Below are 15,765 nucleotides of genomic sequence, written 5' to 3' on the forward strand. Positions count from 1 at the left end.
GGCCGTACCGGGCCGGTGGACGGCGGAGCGCCGCGGGGCCCGTCCGCTCGGCTCAGTACTGCGCCTGGATGTGCTGCCAGAAGCCGTCGCGCAGGGCTCGTCGCAACTGGGCGTGGCCGCGCAGCGAGTGCTGGAGCAGTCGTTCGGCCTCGATCAGCAGGTCCTGGTCGACGGAGCCCGGCAGGTACGGGTGTCCTGGCAGCAGATCGGCGAGGGAGTCGCGGCCCCGGGCGGCCAGCCAGGCAGCGGCGATCTGCGCGCCGACGAAGCGGACGTTCTCGCGCGAGGGCGCGGGGGTGTCGTCCTCGTAGGTCGTGACGGGTCGTCTGGTGACGTACGGGCGGCAGAAGTCCAGGTCGAAGGTGCGCTGGCTGTCGACCTCCCAGAGCAGCGGCTCGGCCTGGTTGCGCCCCTCCCCGGCTTCGATGCCCCACAGGTGCACGCGGGCCCCGTACCCCTGGGCGGCCTCGACCGCGGAGACCAGGTCCTCGTCGCCGCCGATCAGGGCGGCGTCGCTGATGGCGCGGTGCCGGGCCAGCGATTCGAGGTCGCTGCGGATGAGCGAGTCCACGCCCTTCTGCTGGTTGTTGGCGTTGAGGTTGCCGAGTCGGACCTTGACGTCGGGGAGTTCGGCGATGGACTGCTGTTCGGCGGTGTGGATGCGGCGTCTCGCCCCGTCGTACCAGTACACGCGCAACAGGCGGCTGTCCGCGAAGATCGTGCGGGCCTTGTCGATGAACGCCTCGATCAGCCCTTCCGCGTCGAGGTCGAACGAACGGCGGTCCTCGGTCCCGGTGACGAGCAGTCCGGCCGCGGCGTAGACGTAACCCGCGTCGACGAAGATCGCATGGGTCGAGGGAGTCTTCGACACCTCGGCGAGAACGCGCTGGAGCAACTCGTTGGTCCGGTCCAGCCGGTCACACATCTCTGCCTCGTTCATGCGGTCCTCGTCACGGCCCTCGTCGGACGGGGCGCCGCGGACCTCGGCGCCCGCGCGTGCCCGATGACCTGCTGATACTTAGACATCCAAAAAATTTCCTTAGCGTAGGGAATGTTTGTAGTGAGCAAGTCGTTGTTCCAGTGGTGGAGCGCGGGACATCGATTGTCGGGCGCTCCCATCCTTGCGGACGGGTCCCCGTCCTCCCAGCAGTTCTCCATCAGGAGGATCAGACGAAGGGAAGCCTCTTGCGCTTCGAGATCATGCGACTCGACGATGTCGACGGTACCGCCGTGGACAGCACCGTCGTGGACGCCGCCTCCGTCAAACGGATCGTGCAGCAGGCCGCGGCGACGGGCCAGCGCATCTACATCCGCCCGGCCGAATCCTCGGCTTCGTAGCGCACGACGCCACACCAGGACGAAGCGCCCCCGCACGGAAGGTCCGTACGGGGGCGCAGCGGTGTCCGCGCTCGTGGTCAGGCGTTCTGGACGACCTGGGTGACACCGTTGATGATCTGCTGCACGGCGATGGCCGAGAGCATCATTCCGGCCAGCCTGGTCACCAGCACGACGCCTCCGTCCTTGATGACGCGGATGATCAGCAGCGAGTACCGCATGGTCAGCCAGAGCACGACGTGCATGGCGATGATGGCCGACCAGACCGAGATCTGGCCCCCCACGGTGTCGGCGTGCTGCACCGCGAGAATCACCGACACGATCGCGCCGGGACCGGCGAGCAGCGGCATGCCCAGGGGCACGAGCGCGACGTTGACGTCCTTGGTCTGCGTCGGCTCGTCGGTCTTGCCGGTGAGCAGATCCAGCGCGATGAGCAGCAGGAGCAGCCCGCCCGCGATCATCAGGGCGGGGACGGACACGTGCAGGTAGTCGAGGATCTGCTGACCGAGCACTCCGAAGACGGCGATCACGCCGAAGGCGACGGTCACCGCCTGGAGCGCCATCCTGCGCTGCGTCCTGGCGGGGCGGCCCGCGGTGAGGGCCAGGAAGATCGGGGTGATGCCCGGGGGATCCATAATCACAAAAAGGGTGAGAAAAAGGGATCCGAAGACAGCGATGTCGAACACGGTGAGCCTTGCGCGAGAAGAGAGGAGGGTGGGGAGGGGAACGGCCGGAAGGAGCGCGCCCGGAAAGCATGGGGGCGACCCGGTGGCCGGGGATGCGGCAGCGGTTCGGGACGCGGCGCGATGGGAGCGGCGCGCCCTCGGCGCCGGGGTGGAACGGGGCTCGGGCCCCGGTCAGGTCGTACGTGCCGTCACACGGCACCGGGTCCGCCGGCACCCGGCACCGGGAAGGCGCCGGTCGCACGTCGGGTGATCTCGCCGTAGATCTCGGGGTCGGTGGTGCACGCGCCGAGCCGGACGGTCTTGCGGCTGCCGTGGTAGTCGCTGGAGCCCGTGGTCAGCAGCCCCAGCTCCCGGGCGAGCCCGCGCAGCCTGGCCCTGGTCGGCTCGTCGTGGTCGGTGTGATCGACCTCCACACCGTCCAGACCGGCGGCGGCGAGCCGCGCGATCGACGACTCGGGCACCACTTCACCGCGCTTGACGGCGAGCGGGTGCGCGAGGACGGTGACGCCCCCGGCGGCCTTGACCAGCCGGATCGCGTCGAAGGGGTCGAGTTCGTGCTTCTCGGCGTACGCGCGGCCGCCGTTGGCGAGCCAGTCGGGGGTGAAGGCGTCGGAGACGGTCTCGACGACGCCGAGCTCGACGAGCGCGGTGGCGATGTGCGGCCGGCCGACCGATCCGTCCCCGGCGATGCTCGCCACCCGCTCCCACTCGACGGGAACCCCCAGCGCCCGGAGCTTGGCCACCATGGTCCGGGCCCGCGGCACCCGGTCGTCGCGCACCAGCTCGCGCTCCCGCGCCAGCTCGGGCTCGTCGGGGTCGAAGAGGTAGGCCAGCATGTGCAGGCTCACCCCGTCGAGCCGGCAGGAGAGCTCGGCGCCGGTGACGAGGGTGAGCCCCTCGGGGAGGGCGGCGACCGCCTCGGCATGACCGCGCACGGTGTCGTGATCGGTGAGGGCGACGACGTCGAGACCCGCGGCGGCGGCGTTGCGCACCAGCTCGGCGGGGCTGTCCGTACCGTCCGAAGCGGTGGAGTGGGTGTGCAGGTCGATGCGCACGACGCGTACTCCAGTGCTCGGGGCCGGACGGTGGGGACGCTCCAGGATAACCGGCATACGAACAGGGTCCGGCCGCTCCGGGGCAATCCGGACCATCCGGCACTCCGCCCCGCCCCCGCCACCGACCGCGCCCGGGAAACGCCGGGGACGGCCCTCGGAGGCTCACGTCCCGGCACACACGCTTCCGGTGTTGCCGGAACGACCGAGCGGCTGCGCTACCGGGCCCGTCCGGCGCCCTGGAATCGCACGCACCATGCCGCGTCCGCTCTCCGGCCGAAGGTCACCCGGCAGCCTCTCAGTCGAGCAGCCTGGGCGTGAGCGCCCCGCAGGGAACGAGGTCCATCTCCCCGCCGGCCTCGCGCAGATCGGCGAGCACCAGCTCGTCGTACATCAGCAGCCCCGACTGCTCGGGCCAGACGATCGCCCAGAGCCAGAGCCCGCGCGCCTCGCCCGCGAAGACCGCGCGGTCCTCGGGGGCTCCCTTGACGTGCCAGAGCGGGGTGGGACGGCCGGCGGCGAGCATCTTGACGTCGGGCGGGCCGTCGACGTCCAGGTGCGGACCCGGGTCGGGGCCGTCGATCCCGGCGTACCGCGCCCCGAGCCCCACACCGAGTTCCTCGGTGACGAGCAGCAGCTCGCCGATGCCGCCGACGGGACCGGGGCCGGAGCAGGCGACGGCGGTGGCCCGGCCTCCGCTGCGTTCGTCGCCCGCGCTCGTCACCCCGGTGAACAACCAGCCCACGGGCAGCGGCCAGGGCATCCACACCGGCACCCGGGCCCGGCGCACGACCGCGCCGAGGGCCTCGACACTGGGTGGGACGACCGGCTGCAGCGGCTGCACGGCACCGTGGACGGAACACTGCCAGGTGTCGGCGAAAAGACCGGGCGCCCTGACCCGGCCTCCGCACTTCGGGCAACTGGGTTCGCCCCTCATAGCGACCAACGGTCCTCCAGGACCGGCGCCGCGTCAAGGATGATCACCCGTCCGCAGCGTGGCCCTCACCGGCAGATTTAGATGTAACTTGCACTCATTAGCCTCTCTAACTTATTCTGTGTATACCGCAACGATCTAGTGAGAGCGAGACGACCCATGCCGGGAGAGGATCCGTTCGATCAGGGCGCGGGCAGCATCCTGCGTCAGCCGAAGGCCGTCTGGGCCACGGCGGGCGCGTCCGTGGTCGCGTTCATGGGGATCGGTCTGGTGGACCCGATCCTGCCGTCCATCGCCAAGGGCCTGGAGGCGACACCGAGCCAGGTGTCTCTCCTGTTCACCTCGTACTTCCTGATCACCGCCGTGGCGATGCTCGTCACCGGCTTCGTCTCCAGCCGGATCGGCGGCCGCAGGACGCTGCTGGCCGGCCTGGCGCTGGTCGTCGTCTTCGCGGCGCTCTCCGGCACCTCCACGTCGGTCGGTGAACTCGTCGGCTTCCGGGCCGGCTGGGGCCTGGGCAACGCCCTCTTCGTATCGACCTCGCTCGCCGTGATCGTCGGCGCCGCGGCGGGAGGCAGCGCGGCGGCGATCCTGCTGTACGAGTCGGCGCTCGGCCTCGGCATGGCGTGCGGACCGCTGCTCGGCGCCCTGCTCGGCGACGCCAGCTGGCGTTATCCGTTCTTCGGCACGGCGGCACTGATGGCGATCGGCTTCGTCTGCATCACGGCGTTCCTCAAGGAGCAGCCCAGGCCCGCCCGGAAGACCTCACTGCTCGACCCGGTCAAGGCACTCGGCCACGGCGGCCTGGCCTCCGTCGCGGCCTCGGCGTTCTTCTACAACTACGCGTTCTTCACGATCCTGGCCTTCACGCCGTTCGTACTGAACATGACGCCCTACAAGTCGGGAGCGGTCTTCTTCGCCTGGGGCCTGCTGCTCGCGGTCTTCTCCGTGCTCGTCGCACCGCGGCTCCAGGAGCGCTTCGGCTCGCTGAAGGTGCTCGGCGCCTCGCTGGTGCTGCTCGCCGTCGACCTCCTCGTCCTGGGGTACGGCAACCACACCGCGGCCATCGTGTGCACCATCGTCTCCGGCGCCTTCATCGGCATGAACAACACCGTCTACACGGAGCTGGCACTCGGGGTGTCGGACGCGCCGCGCCCGGTGGCGAGCGCCGGATACAACTTCGTCCGCTGGTTCGCCGCGGCCGCCGCCCCGTATCTGGCCCCGAAGATCGAGGAGTGGAGCGACATCCACATCCCGTTCGTGGTCGCCGCGGTCGCGGCCGTGGCCGGCGCGGTCGTGGTCCGGGTCCGGCGCTCGGCGCTGACCCACGAGGCCGAGGAGCTGGAGCCCAAGCACGCCACCGAGGACGGCGTCACCGTCTTCGCGAACTGAGGGCCTTCGCGAACCGTCCGCGCCCCCGGCCCGGACGGTTCCGCTCCGGCTCAGTCCAGCGATACGGAGGCACGCAGCGGATCCCGCAGGTCCGTACCGCGCGCGAGCCACCGCTCCTGGAGCTCCTGCGCGCCGTGGACCCTCTTCCACGCGGCCTCGTTGGGCGTCATCGGCAGCAGCGGAAGGAAGCGCACCGGGTCCGTCGCCGCAGCCGCGTCCCCGTCGCCGCGCGGCACGGGCCCGTCGAGCTCCAGATCCCCGACCAGCCTGCCCGGCTCGGCGACCAGCACGGAACCGAACGGCGCCCCGGGCCAGAGCGGCCCGCCCACGTCCAGTGAGGCACCGGGCGCCACGATCACCCCCTCGACCTGCGGGGAGGCCGCCAGCACCGCCAGCGGGCGCAGCACCTTGTCGGTGTCGGCGAGTCCGGCGCGCACCGAGAGCAGCAACTCGGCGCGCGGGCCCTTCGACGGGTCCACGACGGAGGCGGTCGGGTCGGTCATCGGCTGCGCGGACATGCCGAGTGTGGCGTAGCGCACCACATCGCCGTCGACGAAGCGGAGCACCTCGATCCGGTCGGCGCCGAGGAACGTCACCGACGCGCGCGCGTCCGGTTCACCGAGGGCCGTGAGCAGCCGGGCCTCGACCAGAGCAAGAATTTCTCCCATCCCGCGAGCATAGGACGCGTATGGAATGGGCAAAGTAAGGGATTGGCCCTCGGTCGGCTGATAGTCTTGGCCGCTGGTCGGGGCAGCACGCAGAAGCGTCGCTCTCGGTCCCGACGACACGTCATCCCCCACGGGGGACCGGCTGGAGGAGGTGGGGCTGCAATGGATCGAAGTCGATCGTGCAGTACGACCGCTCCTCCGCCCCGCACCGCCGTCCTGGTGGTCTGAAGCCTTCCCGGTCAGGGTTCAAGGCATCGCGCACGACGGAAGAGCACCCCTTTTCTGCCTGTCCGTAGCGACCGCCGTCCTCGTGTCGCACCGGTGCCGCCCGCTTTGCGGACGTGAGCCACGTCCTCGTTCCGGGCTGTTCCGCGCGCCCGACGACGGCCCTCCGTGAAGGAGCCAGCCATGTCGATGATCCGCGACCTGCGCGCCGCCGTGCGCCCGTCCCTGCGCCGGAACAACGCCATCCACAACACCTACGACGCCACCCGTGACCCGTCCGCCTCCAGCGCGGTCGTCGACTGCGCGGTCTACCGCGACGGGCGCAGGGTGGAGAGCGCCACCTGCCTCACGCCGCATCAGGCGATGCTCCAGGTACGGGAGGAGGGCGGCTTCGCCTGGATCGGGCTGCACGAGCCGACCGAGGAGGAATTCGCCGGGATCGCCCGGGAGTTCGGCCTCCACCCGCTGGCCGTGGAGGACGCGGTCCACGCCCACCAGAGGCCGAAGCTGGAGCGGTACGACGACACCCTGTTCACCGTCTTCAAGACCCTCCACTACGTCGAGCACGCCGAACTCACCGCGACCAGCGAGGTCGTCGAGACCGGCGAGGTAATGTGCTTCACCGGCCGGGACTTCGTCATCACCGTCCGGCACGGCGGTCACGGCTCGCTGCGCGCGTTGCGGCACCGGCTCCAGGACGACCCCGAACTCCTCGCCAAGGGCCCCTCCGCGGTCCTGCACTCCATCGCCGACCACGTCGTCGACGGCTACATCGCCGTGGCGGGTGCCGTGCAGGAGGACATCGACGAGGTGGAGATCGAGGTCTTCTCGACCCCGGTGAAAGGCAGCCCGCGCGGCTCGGAGGCGGGCCGGATCTACCAGCTCAAGCGCGAGGTCCTGGAGTTCAAGCGGGCCGTCTCGCCGCTGCTGCGGCCGATGCAACTGCTGAGCGAGCGGCCCATGCGGCTGATCGACCCGGACATCCAGAACTACTTCCGTGACGTCGCCGACCACCTGGCCCGGGTGCACGAGGAGGTCGTCGGCTTCGACGAACTGCTGAACTCGATCCTCCAGGCAAGCCTGGCGCAGGCGACCGTCGCGCAGAACGAGGACATGCGCAAGATCACCTCCTGGGCGGCCATCGTGGCCGTCCCGACGATGATCTGCGGCGTCTACGGCATGAACTTCAAGCACATGCCCGAGACGGACTGGAAGTACGGCTACCCGATCGTGCTGGCCGCCATCGGGCTCGTCTGCTTCTCCATCCACCGCACCCTCAAGCGCAACGGCTGGCTCTGAGGGCCTGCCGGGTGGCCTTCGCCCGGTCAGGGGTCACCCGGCAGGCTCCGAGTCCGGCCGTCGTACGGGGCCCGGGCCCTCGCATAGAGTGCGGGGCATGACTGCTGCTGCCGCCGAAGCGTCGCTGGGACGGGCCCTGGTCGAGGAGGCCACCAAGAAGTCCGGGCTCATCTGGGTACGGGGCACCGGCCCCGCCCGGGCCCTGTGGCACGTGTGGCACGAGGGTGCCGCTCACCTGGTCGGCGACGGCCCCGGCGAGCAGCCGTTCCCGCCCGGTCTCACCGACGGGTCGGTCGCCGAGGTGACCGTGCGCAGCAAGGACAAGGGCGGTCGGCTGGTCGTCTGGACGGCCGACGTGGCGGAGCTCGCACCGCACTCCGAGGAGTGGGAGGCCGCGGTCGGCGAGCTCAAGGGCAAGCGGCTTAACGCGCCGGACGCCGAGTGGATGCCGGAGCGGTGGGCCCGCGAGTGCCGGGTGCTGCGCCTGGTCCCGGGCGAGTGCCGCGCCCGGCTCCCGGACGACTCCCTGGCCGCCGCACCGCTGCCGACGCCCGCGACCACCCGGCGCCCGGTGCCTGCCGGGCTGCCGCGGCTGCTGAAGCGCGGGCGCAAGGGCTGACCGGGGCGCGGCGGCGATCCGTCCGGGGCCCCTTCGCGCGGCGCAGCGCACCGGAGGCCGCCCGTCGTCACGCACGTCGGACGGCTGCCCGGCCCCCGCCCCCCGGTCGGCGCCGGGCCGGCTCAGGACGAGGTCTTGGGCAGTTGCTTGCCGTAGTCGACCGTGTCCTCGTCCGCCGGCGCCTCCAGCGGGAAGTCCTCGCCCCACTCCGAGAGCCTCACGATCCCGCCCCCACCGCCGCGCGCGAACCGCAGGGGGAACGGCTTTCCCTCCAGCGAGACGTCGAGCGTGCCGCCCTCGCCCTTGCCGCCCATGATCTGGACGGTGCGGGTCGGGCCGACCTTCGTCCGGTCGCCCTTGTTGACGGTGCCGTGCAGCGTGAGCAGGCCGCCGAGCAGGGTCTCCTTGTCCGTGAAGCCGCGCAGTTGCTTGTACGTGGGATCGTCCTCCGGCACCTTGACGTACTTGTCCTGGAGTTTCCCGGCGGCCGCGTCGCCCGCGTCACCGCTCTCCCCCGGCTTCTCCTCGTGGTCCCAGAACCGCGCGTCCGCCTTGAGGTAGAGCTCGTCGCCGATGCGCAGCAGCTCGAAGGTGCTGGTCCCGGACGCGACGGAACCGGTGCCGCCGTCGTCCGTGAGCCGCATGTCGAGCGTGTAGGTGCCGCCCTTGCTGACCAGCTTCCCGGCCAGCCGCACCGCGTCGGAGGTGTCGGCGGCGGCCTGCGTCTTCTTCTCGATCTGCTCGGCGGTGAGCTTGCCGACGCCGTTGGTCCCCTCGTCCGGGTCCTCACCCGCGCATGCCGTGAGGGCGGCGGCCAGCCCCGCGCAGAGCACGACGGCGAGGGCGGTCCGGCTACGGGCACGGACGGACGGGACGGGCGAGGTCACTTGGCGCACTGCCTCTCATCTGCACGGCGGGGGTGGCAGACCGCAGCGTACCCGTGCCGATCGGGCCGTCCGGCGGGGAGTCGGACGGGTTCCTCCGCCGGGGCGGGCGGGAGCGGTACGGGCTAGCCTGATCCCGTCATAACGGTTCATTGGCTACCAAACAGCCCGAACGGCGAAGTCGTACACGGAAGGGTCCGCGCGTGGAGAATCCCGCGCGGGGCGGCCCGCGTGCGGCCGTCGCGGGCGCGGAAGCCACGGCGGAGGCATCCGTACGGACGAAGGAGGTGCACCATGGCGGCAGGCGCTCCCCGGGTCTTCGTCTCGCACCTCGCCGGTGCGCCGGTCTTCGACCCGAACGGCGACCAGGTGGGCCGGGTCCGCGACCTTGTCGCGATGCTGCGGCTCGGCGGCCGGCCGCCCCGGCTGCTCGGCCTCGTCGTCGAGATGTTCACCCGCCGCCGGATCTTCCTCCCGATGACCCGGGTCACCGGCATCGAGTCCGGCCAGGTCATCACCACCGGAGTGGTCAACATGCGGCGCTTCGAACGGCGGCCGACCGAGCGACTGGTGCTCGGCGACTTCCTGGACCGGCGCGTCCGGCTGGTGGAGACCGGCGAGGAGGTCACCGTCCTCGATGTCGCCATCCAGCAGTTGCCGGCCCGCCGCGACTGGGAGATCGACAAGTACTTCGTCCGCAAGGGCAAGGGCGGGGCGCTGCGCCGCAAGGGCGAGACGCTGACGGTCGAGTGGTCGGCCGTCAGCGGGTTCTCGCTGGAGGAGGACGGGCAGGGAACCGAGTCCCTGGTGGCCACGTTCGAGCAGCTGCGCCCGACCGACGTGGCCAACGCGCTGCACCACCTGTCCCCGAAGCGGCGGGCGGAGGTCGCCGCCGCGCTCGACGACGACCGGCTCGCCGACGTCCTGGAGGAACTGCCCGGGGACGACCAGGTGGAGATCATCGGCAAACTTGCCGAGGAACGCGCGGCCGACGTCCTGGAGGCCATGGACCCGGACGACGCCGCCGACCTGCTGGCCGAGCTGCCCGAGGTGGAGAAGGAGCGGCTGCTGACCCTGATGCGTCCGGGCGACGCGGCGGACGTGCGGCGGCTGATGTCGTACGAGGAACGGACCGCGGGCGGTCTGATGACCACCGAGCCGATCATCCTGCGGCCGGACGCGACGGTCGCCGACGCGCTCGCCCGGGTCCGGCAGGCCGACCTGTCCCCGGCGCTCGCCGCCCAGGTGTACGTGTGCCGCTCACCGGACGAGACCCCGACCGGCAAGTACCTGGGCACCGTCCACTTCCAGCGGCTGCTGCGGGACCCGCCGTACGCACTGGTCAGCTCGATCGTCGACAGCGATCTGGTCCCGCTGGCCCCGGACACCCCGCTGCCCGCCGTGACGAGCTATCTGGCCGCGTACAACCTCGTCTCGGTGCCGGTCGTGGACGAGAGCGGCTCGCTGCTCGGCGCGGTGACCGTCGACGACGTCCTCGACCACCTGCTGCCCGAGGACTGGCGGGAGACCGACTTCCACGGCGAGGAGGAGGAGGAGGCCGCCCATGGCCAATGAGGACCGGGCGAGGGCGGCGTCGACGGGCGCCTCGGGCATCGTGCGCCCACCCCGCTTCCGGCTGGACCAGCCGAAGCCCCCACCGCGGCGGCTGCTGCCCGAGTACGACGCCGAGACGTTCGGGCGACTGTCCGAGCGGATCGCCCGCTTCCTGGGAACCTGGCGCTTCATCGCCTGGATGACGCTGTTCATCTTCGCGTGGCTGGTGTGGAACGTCTTCGCCCCCGCGAGCTGGCGGTTCGACCCGTACCCCTTCATCTTCCTGACCCTGATGCTCTCCCTCCAGGCCTCGTACGCGGCCCCGCTGATCCTGCTGGCGCAGAACCGGCAGGACGACCGCGACCGGGTCACCCACGAACAGGACCGCAAGCAGAACGAACGCTCCATCGCCGACACCGAATTCCTCACCCGGGAGATCGCGGCGCTGCGGATGGGCCTCGGCGAGGTCGCCACCCGCGACTGGATCCGCTCCGAGCTGGAGGACCTCACGAGGGACCTGGACGACCGGCGCGCGCCCCTCCCGGCCGAGAGTGACGAAGACCGCTGACGGAGGCTACTCGCGCGTACTGGCAGACGCCGTACGCCCTCCCGTCGCCCACCACCACCCTGATCGAACACCGCACGCACCCGCCCTCCCGTCGCCCACCACCACCCTGATCGAACACCGCACGCACCCGCCTTCCCGTCGCCCACCACCACCCTGATCGAACGCCGCACGCACCCGTACTATCGAGATATGGCTACGGAAGACGCGGTGCGCGAGGCACTGGCGACAGTGAACGACCCGGAGATCCACCGTCCGATCACCGAACTCGGCATGGTGAAGTCGGTCGAGATCGATGCTGACGGTGTGGTCGCTGTCACGGTGTATCTCACCGTCTCGGGCTGCCCGATGCGCGAGACGATCACCAGGAGCGTGACCGAGGCGGTCGCCCGCGTCGAGGGCGTCTCGTGGGTCGACGTCACACTCGACGTGATGAGCGACGAGCAGCGCAAGGAACTCGCGGCCTCGCTGCGCGGCGGCACGGCGGAGCGCGAGGTGCCGTTCGCCAAGCCGGGCTCGCTGACCCGGGTCTACGCGGTCGCGTCCGGCAAGGGCGGCGTCGGCAAGTCGTCGGTCACCGTGAACCTGGCCGCCGCGATGGCGGCCGACGGCCTCAAGGTCGGCGTGGTGGACGCGGACATCTACGGGCACAGCGTGCCCCGGATGCTCGGCGCGGACGGCCGTCCGACCCAGGTCGAGAACATGATCATGCCGCCGTCCGCGCACGGCGTGAAGGTCATCTCCATCGGCATGTTCACCCCGGGCAACCAGCCGGTGGTGTGGCGGGGGCCGATGCTGCACCGCGCGCTCCAGCAGTTCCTGGCCGACGTGTACTGGGGCGATCTGGACGTCCTGCTGCTCGACCTGCCGCCCGGGACCGGCGACATCGCGATCTCGGTGGCCCAGCTCGTGCCGAACGCCGAGATCCTCGTCGTCACGACACCGCAGCAGGCGGCGGCCGAGGTGGCCGAGCGGGCCGGGTCGATCGCCGTGCAGACGCATCAGAAGATCGTCGGCGTCGTGGAGAACATGTCCGGTCTGCCGTGCCCGCACTGCGACGAGATGGTCGACGTGTTCGGCACCGGCGGCGGTCTCAAGGTCGCCGAGGGCCTGACCCGGACGGTCGGCGCGGAGGTGCCGGTGCTCGGTTCCATCCCGATCGACGTACGGCTGCGCGAGGGCGGCGACGAGGGCAAGCCCGTCGTCCTGTCCGACCCCGACTCCCCGGCCGGCAAGGCGCTGCGCACCATCGCGGACAAGCTGGGCAACCGTCGGCGCGGCCTGTCCGGCATGTCGCTGGGCATCACCCCGCGCAACAAGTTCTGACGGCCGAACCGTCCCCGGGGCGCCGGACGTGCGCGACGACCGAACACGTCCGGTGCCCCGGGAAACCTCCGCTACACGTAGGTCGTGACGTCGCCGGCCTCCGAGAAGCCGAGCCCGTACGCGCTCATGCCCCGCCCGTACGCGCCGATGTGGACCCCGCCCGGCGCGGACCCCGCCAGCACCCAGCCGAACTCGGACTCGCGGTAGTGGAAGGGCACGGGGACGCCGTCGACCGGCAGGGACAGCTCCGACCACGCGGGGCCGTCCAGATCGTCGGCGAGTTCGAACGCCGTCTCCGTCTGCTGGTTCAGCCAGTCGTCACGCAGCGCGTGGTCCAGCTGCGCGGGCCAGGTGCAGGCAAGCAGCCCCGAACCGGCCAGCCAGGCCGCCGAGGAGACCGTGGTCGCGTCCAGCACCCCGGTACCGTCGCCGCTGTGCCGCACCGGGCTGCTGGCCACCGTCACGACGACGGCGAACCGCTGCTTCTCCTCACCCGCGTCGGCCCGCACCGACGGCTCGTCGCCGTGGCCGATGGAACCGTGCTGCACCAGACCGTCGGCGGCGGCACCCAGGTGCAGCAGCCGGCGCGGCCCGGTGAACGCCTCGTCCAGCGCGTACCAGGGAAACGGGGCGGCCAGGAAGCCGTCGACCATGCGCCGGGCCGCCGACGTCCCCTCTGCGGTGACAGTGTCCGGCGCGTCCTCCGCGCCCACCCGACTGGTCGTCTCCATCTGCCCGGCCGCCTCCTCGATCCTCGGGTCCGGAGCGGCCCGCCCCCCGACGGGCGTCCTCACAACCGGACAGATGGAGAATAGCCATACCGTCCGGGCGACTCGGGATTGACTGCCGTCAGGTGGCGTCGGCGTCGAACGGCGGGTGGTCCTGCTTCACGAGCCGATCCCGCTTCTTGAGCAGGTCGGGGGTACCGGTGGAACCGTTGGCGGGCACCGCCGCGCCGTTCGACACCGCGCTCGGGGAGTCGGCCGACTCCAGGGCCGCACCCTCCCTGCCGTTCACCGCGTCGGTGACCTCGGACAGGTCCTTGCGCAGGTCGAAGCTCTCCCGGATCTCCTTCAGCCCCAGGTCGTCGCCGCCGTCCATGAGCTGCTTGCGGACGAATGTCTTGGGGTTGAGGTCCTCGAACTCGAAGTCCTTGAACTCCGGTCCCAGCTCGGTACGGATGTCCTGTTTGGCGTTGTCCGAGAACTCACGGACCTTGCGGATGAAACGCGAAGCATCCTGGATGACCTTGGGCAGCTTGTCCGGGCCGAAGATCAGCATGCCCAGGATCGCGAGCGTCAGCAGCTCCAGTGCGCCTATGTCATTGAACACCTAGTCGCTCCTCGTGTTCTCCGAGACCAGGTCGGTTGTGGTCCGGACCCGGACCACGGTACCCGCCGGAACTGCCCGCGCGGTAGCGCCCCACGGCCGTCAGCCACCGGCCGCGGACCCGAGGGTCAGAGAGATGGACAGGTCTTTACCACCACGGGACAGGGTGAGGCCGAGACGGTCACCGGGCCGGTGCGCCCGGATCTTCACGATGAGCTCCTCACCACTGTGCACCCGTCGGCCGTCGACCTCGGTGATGACGTCCCCCGGCCTGATCCCGGCCTCGGCCCCGGGGCCGCCGGGCGTCACCGCGGGCTTTCCGTCCGCGCCCTTGTCCCCGACCTTGGCTCCGTCGCCCGTGTACTTCATGTCCAGGGTGACGCCGATCACCGGATGGGTGGCCTTCCCGGTGTTGATGAGTTCCTCGGCGACCCGTTTGCCCTGGTTGATCGGGATGGCGAAGCCGAGACCGATGGACCCCGACTGCCCGCCCTCACTGCTCGAACCGCTGTCGGCGGCGCGGATGGCGCTGTTGATGCCTATGACATGGGCGTCGGTGTCGACGAGCGGCCCGCCGGAGTTGCCGGGGTTGATCGGGGCATCGGTCTGCAGCGCGTCGACGTAGCTGATGTCGCTGCCGTCGCCCTTCTCGCCGCCCGCGGTGATCGGCCGGTCCTTGGCGCTGATGATGCCCGAGGTCACCGTGTTGGACAGATCGAAGGGAGCGCCGATGGCCACCACCGGGTCACCGACCTGCACGTTGTCGGAGTTGCCCAGCGGCAGCGGCTTGAGGCCCGAGACGCCGGTGACCTTGACCACGGCCAGGTCGTAGCCGCTGTCCTTGCCGACGATCTCGCCGCGGGCCGTCTCGCCGCCGCTGAACGTCACGGTGATCCGGCCGGAGGACCCGGCCGGTGCGACGACGTGGTTGTTGGTGAGGATGTGGCCCGCCTTGTCGAGCACGAAGCCGGTACCGGTGCCGCCCTCGGTGGCACCGCTGACGTGGAGCGTGACCACGCTGGGCAGGGCGCTGGCGGCGATCCCCGCGACACTGTCGGGGGCACGACCGCCGCCGCCGCGCCCGGCCTGCGGGAGCTCGATGCGGGTGAGACCGCCGTTGCGCTCGATGTACGAGCCGATCCCGCCACCGATACCGCCCGCCACGAGGGCGAGGAGCACCGCGCCGACCAGGAGGGCGCCGCGCCGGGTCTTCCTGCGGCCGGTGTCGGCGCCGAGCGGCGGGCCCGGGTGGGTCAGCGGCTGGCGGGGCGCGCCCCAGGGGTCGTACTGGACCCACTGGGCCGGTGGAGACGGCTGCGGAACGGGCCGCGTGTCGAACAGCGACGGCGCCTGCGGCTGAGGTGCGGGCGCGCCCGGGGGCGGGAAGCCGGGCGCGGGTGCGGTGGGAATGCCCGCGCCGTTCGTCCCCGCCCCCGCGTACTGCGGCGGCACGGGGGTGCCGTGTGCCGGTGTCGGGACCGGTCGCTGCACGGGTGGCGCGGGTGCCCAGGGACCGGGTTCGCCGTACGGCGGGGTGCTGTACTGATCGGGCTCGTGCAGCGGTGTCATGGGCCTCGCGGCCGTGGCGGGCGCCGGGACCTGTTCGGGCGCCGGGACCTGTTCGGGCGCCGGGGACGACGGCGTGGACGGCACTGGCTCGGCCGCCGACGACGCGAGTGGGACGGCCAGCGGCTCGGGAACCGTCGGCCGGGGCTGCGGGTCCGCCTCGCCGGGCCCTCCGTCCGCGGCCGTCCCGTGACCCGCCGCACTCACCGCGTCCGGCGCCGTGCGGGTGGTACGTCCCGGTGTGGGCCGACTCCACCACTTCGCCCTCGGCCCGGTGGACATCCCGTCTTCCATGCTCTCCCCGCAACTGCCGCAACTGGCCTGTGCGCGC

Annotated in this window: 16 protein-coding genes; 7 read left to right on the plus strand and 9 right to left on the minus strand. The window is 71.3% G+C overall.

The window, feature by feature from the left end; all coding sequences use genetic code 11:
• Positions 1–52: 52 nt before the first annotated feature.
• Complete coding sequence (locus ACF1CT_RS02820) at positions 53–940, minus strand: NYN domain-containing protein (RefSeq protein ID WP_391781939.1); 888 nt, start codon at positions 938–940, stop codon at positions 53–55.
• Between the two features lie 245 nt (positions 941–1,185).
• Between ACF1CT_RS02820 and ACF1CT_RS02825 the strand changes: the two genes are divergently transcribed.
• The gene (locus tag ACF1CT_RS02825; protein ID WP_376233816.1) at positions 1,186–1,338 is read left to right on the plus strand and encodes a hypothetical protein; all 153 of its coding nucleotides are present in this window, start codon (positions 1,186–1,188) and stop codon (positions 1,336–1,338) included.
• A gap of 77 nt (positions 1,339–1,415) precedes the next feature.
• On the opposite strand, the gene ACF1CT_RS02830 is transcribed toward ACF1CT_RS02825, so the two are convergent.
• The 3 genes from ACF1CT_RS02830 to ACF1CT_RS02840 form a co-directional block, all read right to left on the minus strand.
• Complete coding sequence (locus ACF1CT_RS02830) at positions 1,416–2,021, minus strand: MarC family protein (protein ID WP_391781940.1); 606 nt, start codon at positions 2,019–2,021, stop codon at positions 1,416–1,418.
• A gap of 188 nt (positions 2,022–2,209) precedes the next feature.
• A complete protein-coding gene (locus tag ACF1CT_RS02835) occupies positions 2,210–3,076 on the minus strand; it encodes a PHP domain-containing protein (protein WP_391781941.1) in 867 nt (288 codons plus the stop codon).
• A 295-nt stretch (positions 3,077–3,371) separates the two neighbouring features.
• The gene (locus tag ACF1CT_RS02840) at positions 3,372–4,010 is read right to left on the minus strand and encodes a DUF6758 family protein (protein WP_391781942.1); all 639 of its coding nucleotides are present in this window, start codon (positions 4,008–4,010) and stop codon (positions 3,372–3,374) included.
• 156 nt (positions 4,011–4,166) lie between these two features.
• Between ACF1CT_RS02840 and ACF1CT_RS02845 the strand changes: the two genes are divergently transcribed.
• The gene (locus ACF1CT_RS02845; protein ID WP_391781943.1) at positions 4,167–5,399 is read left to right on the plus strand and encodes an MFS transporter; all 1,233 of its coding nucleotides are present in this window, start codon (positions 4,167–4,169) and stop codon (positions 5,397–5,399) included.
• A gap of 50 nt (positions 5,400–5,449) precedes the next feature.
• On the opposite strand, the gene ACF1CT_RS02850 is transcribed toward ACF1CT_RS02845, so the two are convergent.
• Positions 5,450–6,067, minus strand: coding sequence for a suppressor of fused domain protein (locus tag ACF1CT_RS02850; RefSeq protein ID WP_391781944.1), 618 nt, complete (start codon positions 6,065–6,067; stop codon positions 5,450–5,452).
• A gap of 408 nt (positions 6,068–6,475) precedes the next feature.
• Here ACF1CT_RS02850 and ACF1CT_RS02855 point away from each other — a divergent pair, with 408 nt between their 5' ends.
• Positions 6,476–7,591: a magnesium and cobalt transport protein CorA gene (locus ACF1CT_RS02855; protein WP_391781945.1), complete on the plus strand. Its 1,116-nt coding sequence runs from the start codon at positions 6,476–6,478 to the stop codon at positions 7,589–7,591.
• A gap of 97 nt (positions 7,592–7,688) precedes the next feature.
• Positions 7,689–8,210: a hypothetical protein gene (locus ACF1CT_RS02860; RefSeq protein WP_391781946.1), complete on the plus strand. Its 522-nt coding sequence runs from the start codon at positions 7,689–7,691 to the stop codon at positions 8,208–8,210.
• A gap of 122 nt (positions 8,211–8,332) precedes the next feature.
• Here the strand turns inward: ACF1CT_RS02860 and ACF1CT_RS02865 are convergent, their stop codons facing one another.
• On the minus strand, positions 8,333–9,097 hold the full coding sequence (locus ACF1CT_RS02865) for a hypothetical protein (RefSeq protein ID WP_391782172.1): 765 nt from the start codon (positions 9,095–9,097) through the stop codon (positions 8,333–8,335).
• Positions 9,098–9,388: 291 nt separating this feature from the next.
• On the opposite strand from ACF1CT_RS02865, the gene ACF1CT_RS02870 reads away from it, so the two are divergent.
• The 3 genes from ACF1CT_RS02870 to ACF1CT_RS02880 all read left to right on the plus strand — a co-directional run bounded on the left by ACF1CT_RS02870 (position 9,389) and on the right by ACF1CT_RS02880 (position 12,539).
• Positions 9,389–10,669: a magnesium transporter MgtE N-terminal domain-containing protein gene (locus ACF1CT_RS02870; protein ID WP_391781947.1), complete on the plus strand. Its 1,281-nt coding sequence runs from the start codon at positions 9,389–9,391 to the stop codon at positions 10,667–10,669.
• Positions 10,659–11,216, plus strand: a complete 558-nt coding sequence (locus ACF1CT_RS02875) for a DUF1003 domain-containing protein (RefSeq protein ID WP_391781948.1) — start codon at positions 10,659–10,661, stop codon at positions 11,214–11,216. Before ACF1CT_RS02870 ends, ACF1CT_RS02875 begins: the two co-directional genes overlap by 11 nt.
• 189 nt (positions 11,217–11,405) lie before the next feature.
• Positions 11,406–12,539: an Mrp/NBP35 family ATP-binding protein gene (locus tag ACF1CT_RS02880; RefSeq protein ID WP_391781949.1), complete on the plus strand. Its 1,134-nt coding sequence runs from the start codon at positions 11,406–11,408 to the stop codon at positions 12,537–12,539.
• 71 nt (positions 12,540–12,610) lie between these two features.
• On the opposite strand, the gene ACF1CT_RS02885 is transcribed toward ACF1CT_RS02880, so the two are convergent.
• The 3 genes from ACF1CT_RS02885 to ACF1CT_RS02895 form a co-directional block, all read right to left on the minus strand.
• Positions 12,611–13,270 (minus strand): hypothetical protein, encoded by a 660-nt coding sequence (locus tag ACF1CT_RS02885; protein WP_391781950.1) that lies wholly within the window; start codon positions 13,268–13,270, stop codon positions 12,611–12,613.
• A 118-nt stretch (positions 13,271–13,388) separates the two neighbouring features.
• The gene (locus tag ACF1CT_RS02890) at positions 13,389–13,871 is read right to left on the minus strand and encodes a sec-independent translocase (RefSeq protein WP_391781951.1); all 483 of its coding nucleotides are present in this window, start codon (positions 13,869–13,871) and stop codon (positions 13,389–13,391) included.
• A gap of 99 nt (positions 13,872–13,970) precedes the next feature.
• Positions 13,971–15,728, minus strand: coding sequence for a trypsin-like peptidase domain-containing protein (locus ACF1CT_RS02895; RefSeq protein WP_391781952.1), 1,758 nt, complete (start codon positions 15,726–15,728; stop codon positions 13,971–13,973).
• Positions 15,729–15,765 lie beyond the last annotated feature (37 nt).

It is taken from the genome of Streptomyces sp. NPDC014734, assembly GCF_043083325.1.
Taxonomy (GTDB): domain Bacteria; phylum Actinomycetota; class Actinomycetes; order Streptomycetales; family Streptomycetaceae; genus Streptomyces.

Coding starts and splice junctions, on each gene's coding strand:
- ACF1CT_RS02850 (WP_391781944.1), bottom strand. CDS start 6,067: ATGGGAGAAATTCTTGCTCTGGTCGAGGCCCGGCTGCTCACGGCCCTC.
- ACF1CT_RS02885 (WP_391781950.1), bottom strand. CDS start 13,270: ATGGAGACGACCAGTCGGGTGGGCGCGGAGGACGCGCCGGACACTGTC.
- ACF1CT_RS02880 (WP_391781949.1), top strand. CDS start 11,406: ATGGCTACGGAAGACGCGGTGCGCGAGGCACTGGCGACAGTGAACGAC.
- ACF1CT_RS02820 (WP_391781939.1), bottom strand. CDS start 940: ATGAACGAGGCAGAGATGTGTGACCGGCTGGACCGGACCAACGAGTTG.
- ACF1CT_RS02895 (WP_391781952.1), bottom strand. CDS start 15,728: ATGGAAGACGGGATGTCCACCGGGCCGAGGGCGAAGTGGTGGAGTCGG.
- ACF1CT_RS02840 (WP_391781942.1), bottom strand. CDS start 4,010: ATGAGGGGCGAACCCAGTTGCCCGAAGTGCGGAGGCCGGGTCAGGGCG.
- ACF1CT_RS02875 (WP_391781948.1), top strand. CDS start 10,659: ATGGCCAATGAGGACCGGGCGAGGGCGGCGTCGACGGGCGCCTCGGGC.
- ACF1CT_RS02845 (WP_391781943.1), top strand. CDS start 4,167: ATGCCGGGAGAGGATCCGTTCGATCAGGGCGCGGGCAGCATCCTGCGT.
- ACF1CT_RS02855 (WP_391781945.1), top strand. CDS start 6,476: ATGTCGATGATCCGCGACCTGCGCGCCGCCGTGCGCCCGTCCCTGCGC.
- ACF1CT_RS02860 (WP_391781946.1), top strand. CDS start 7,689: ATGACTGCTGCTGCCGCCGAAGCGTCGCTGGGACGGGCCCTGGTCGAG.
- ACF1CT_RS02870 (WP_391781947.1), top strand. CDS start 9,389: ATGGCGGCAGGCGCTCCCCGGGTCTTCGTCTCGCACCTCGCCGGTGCG.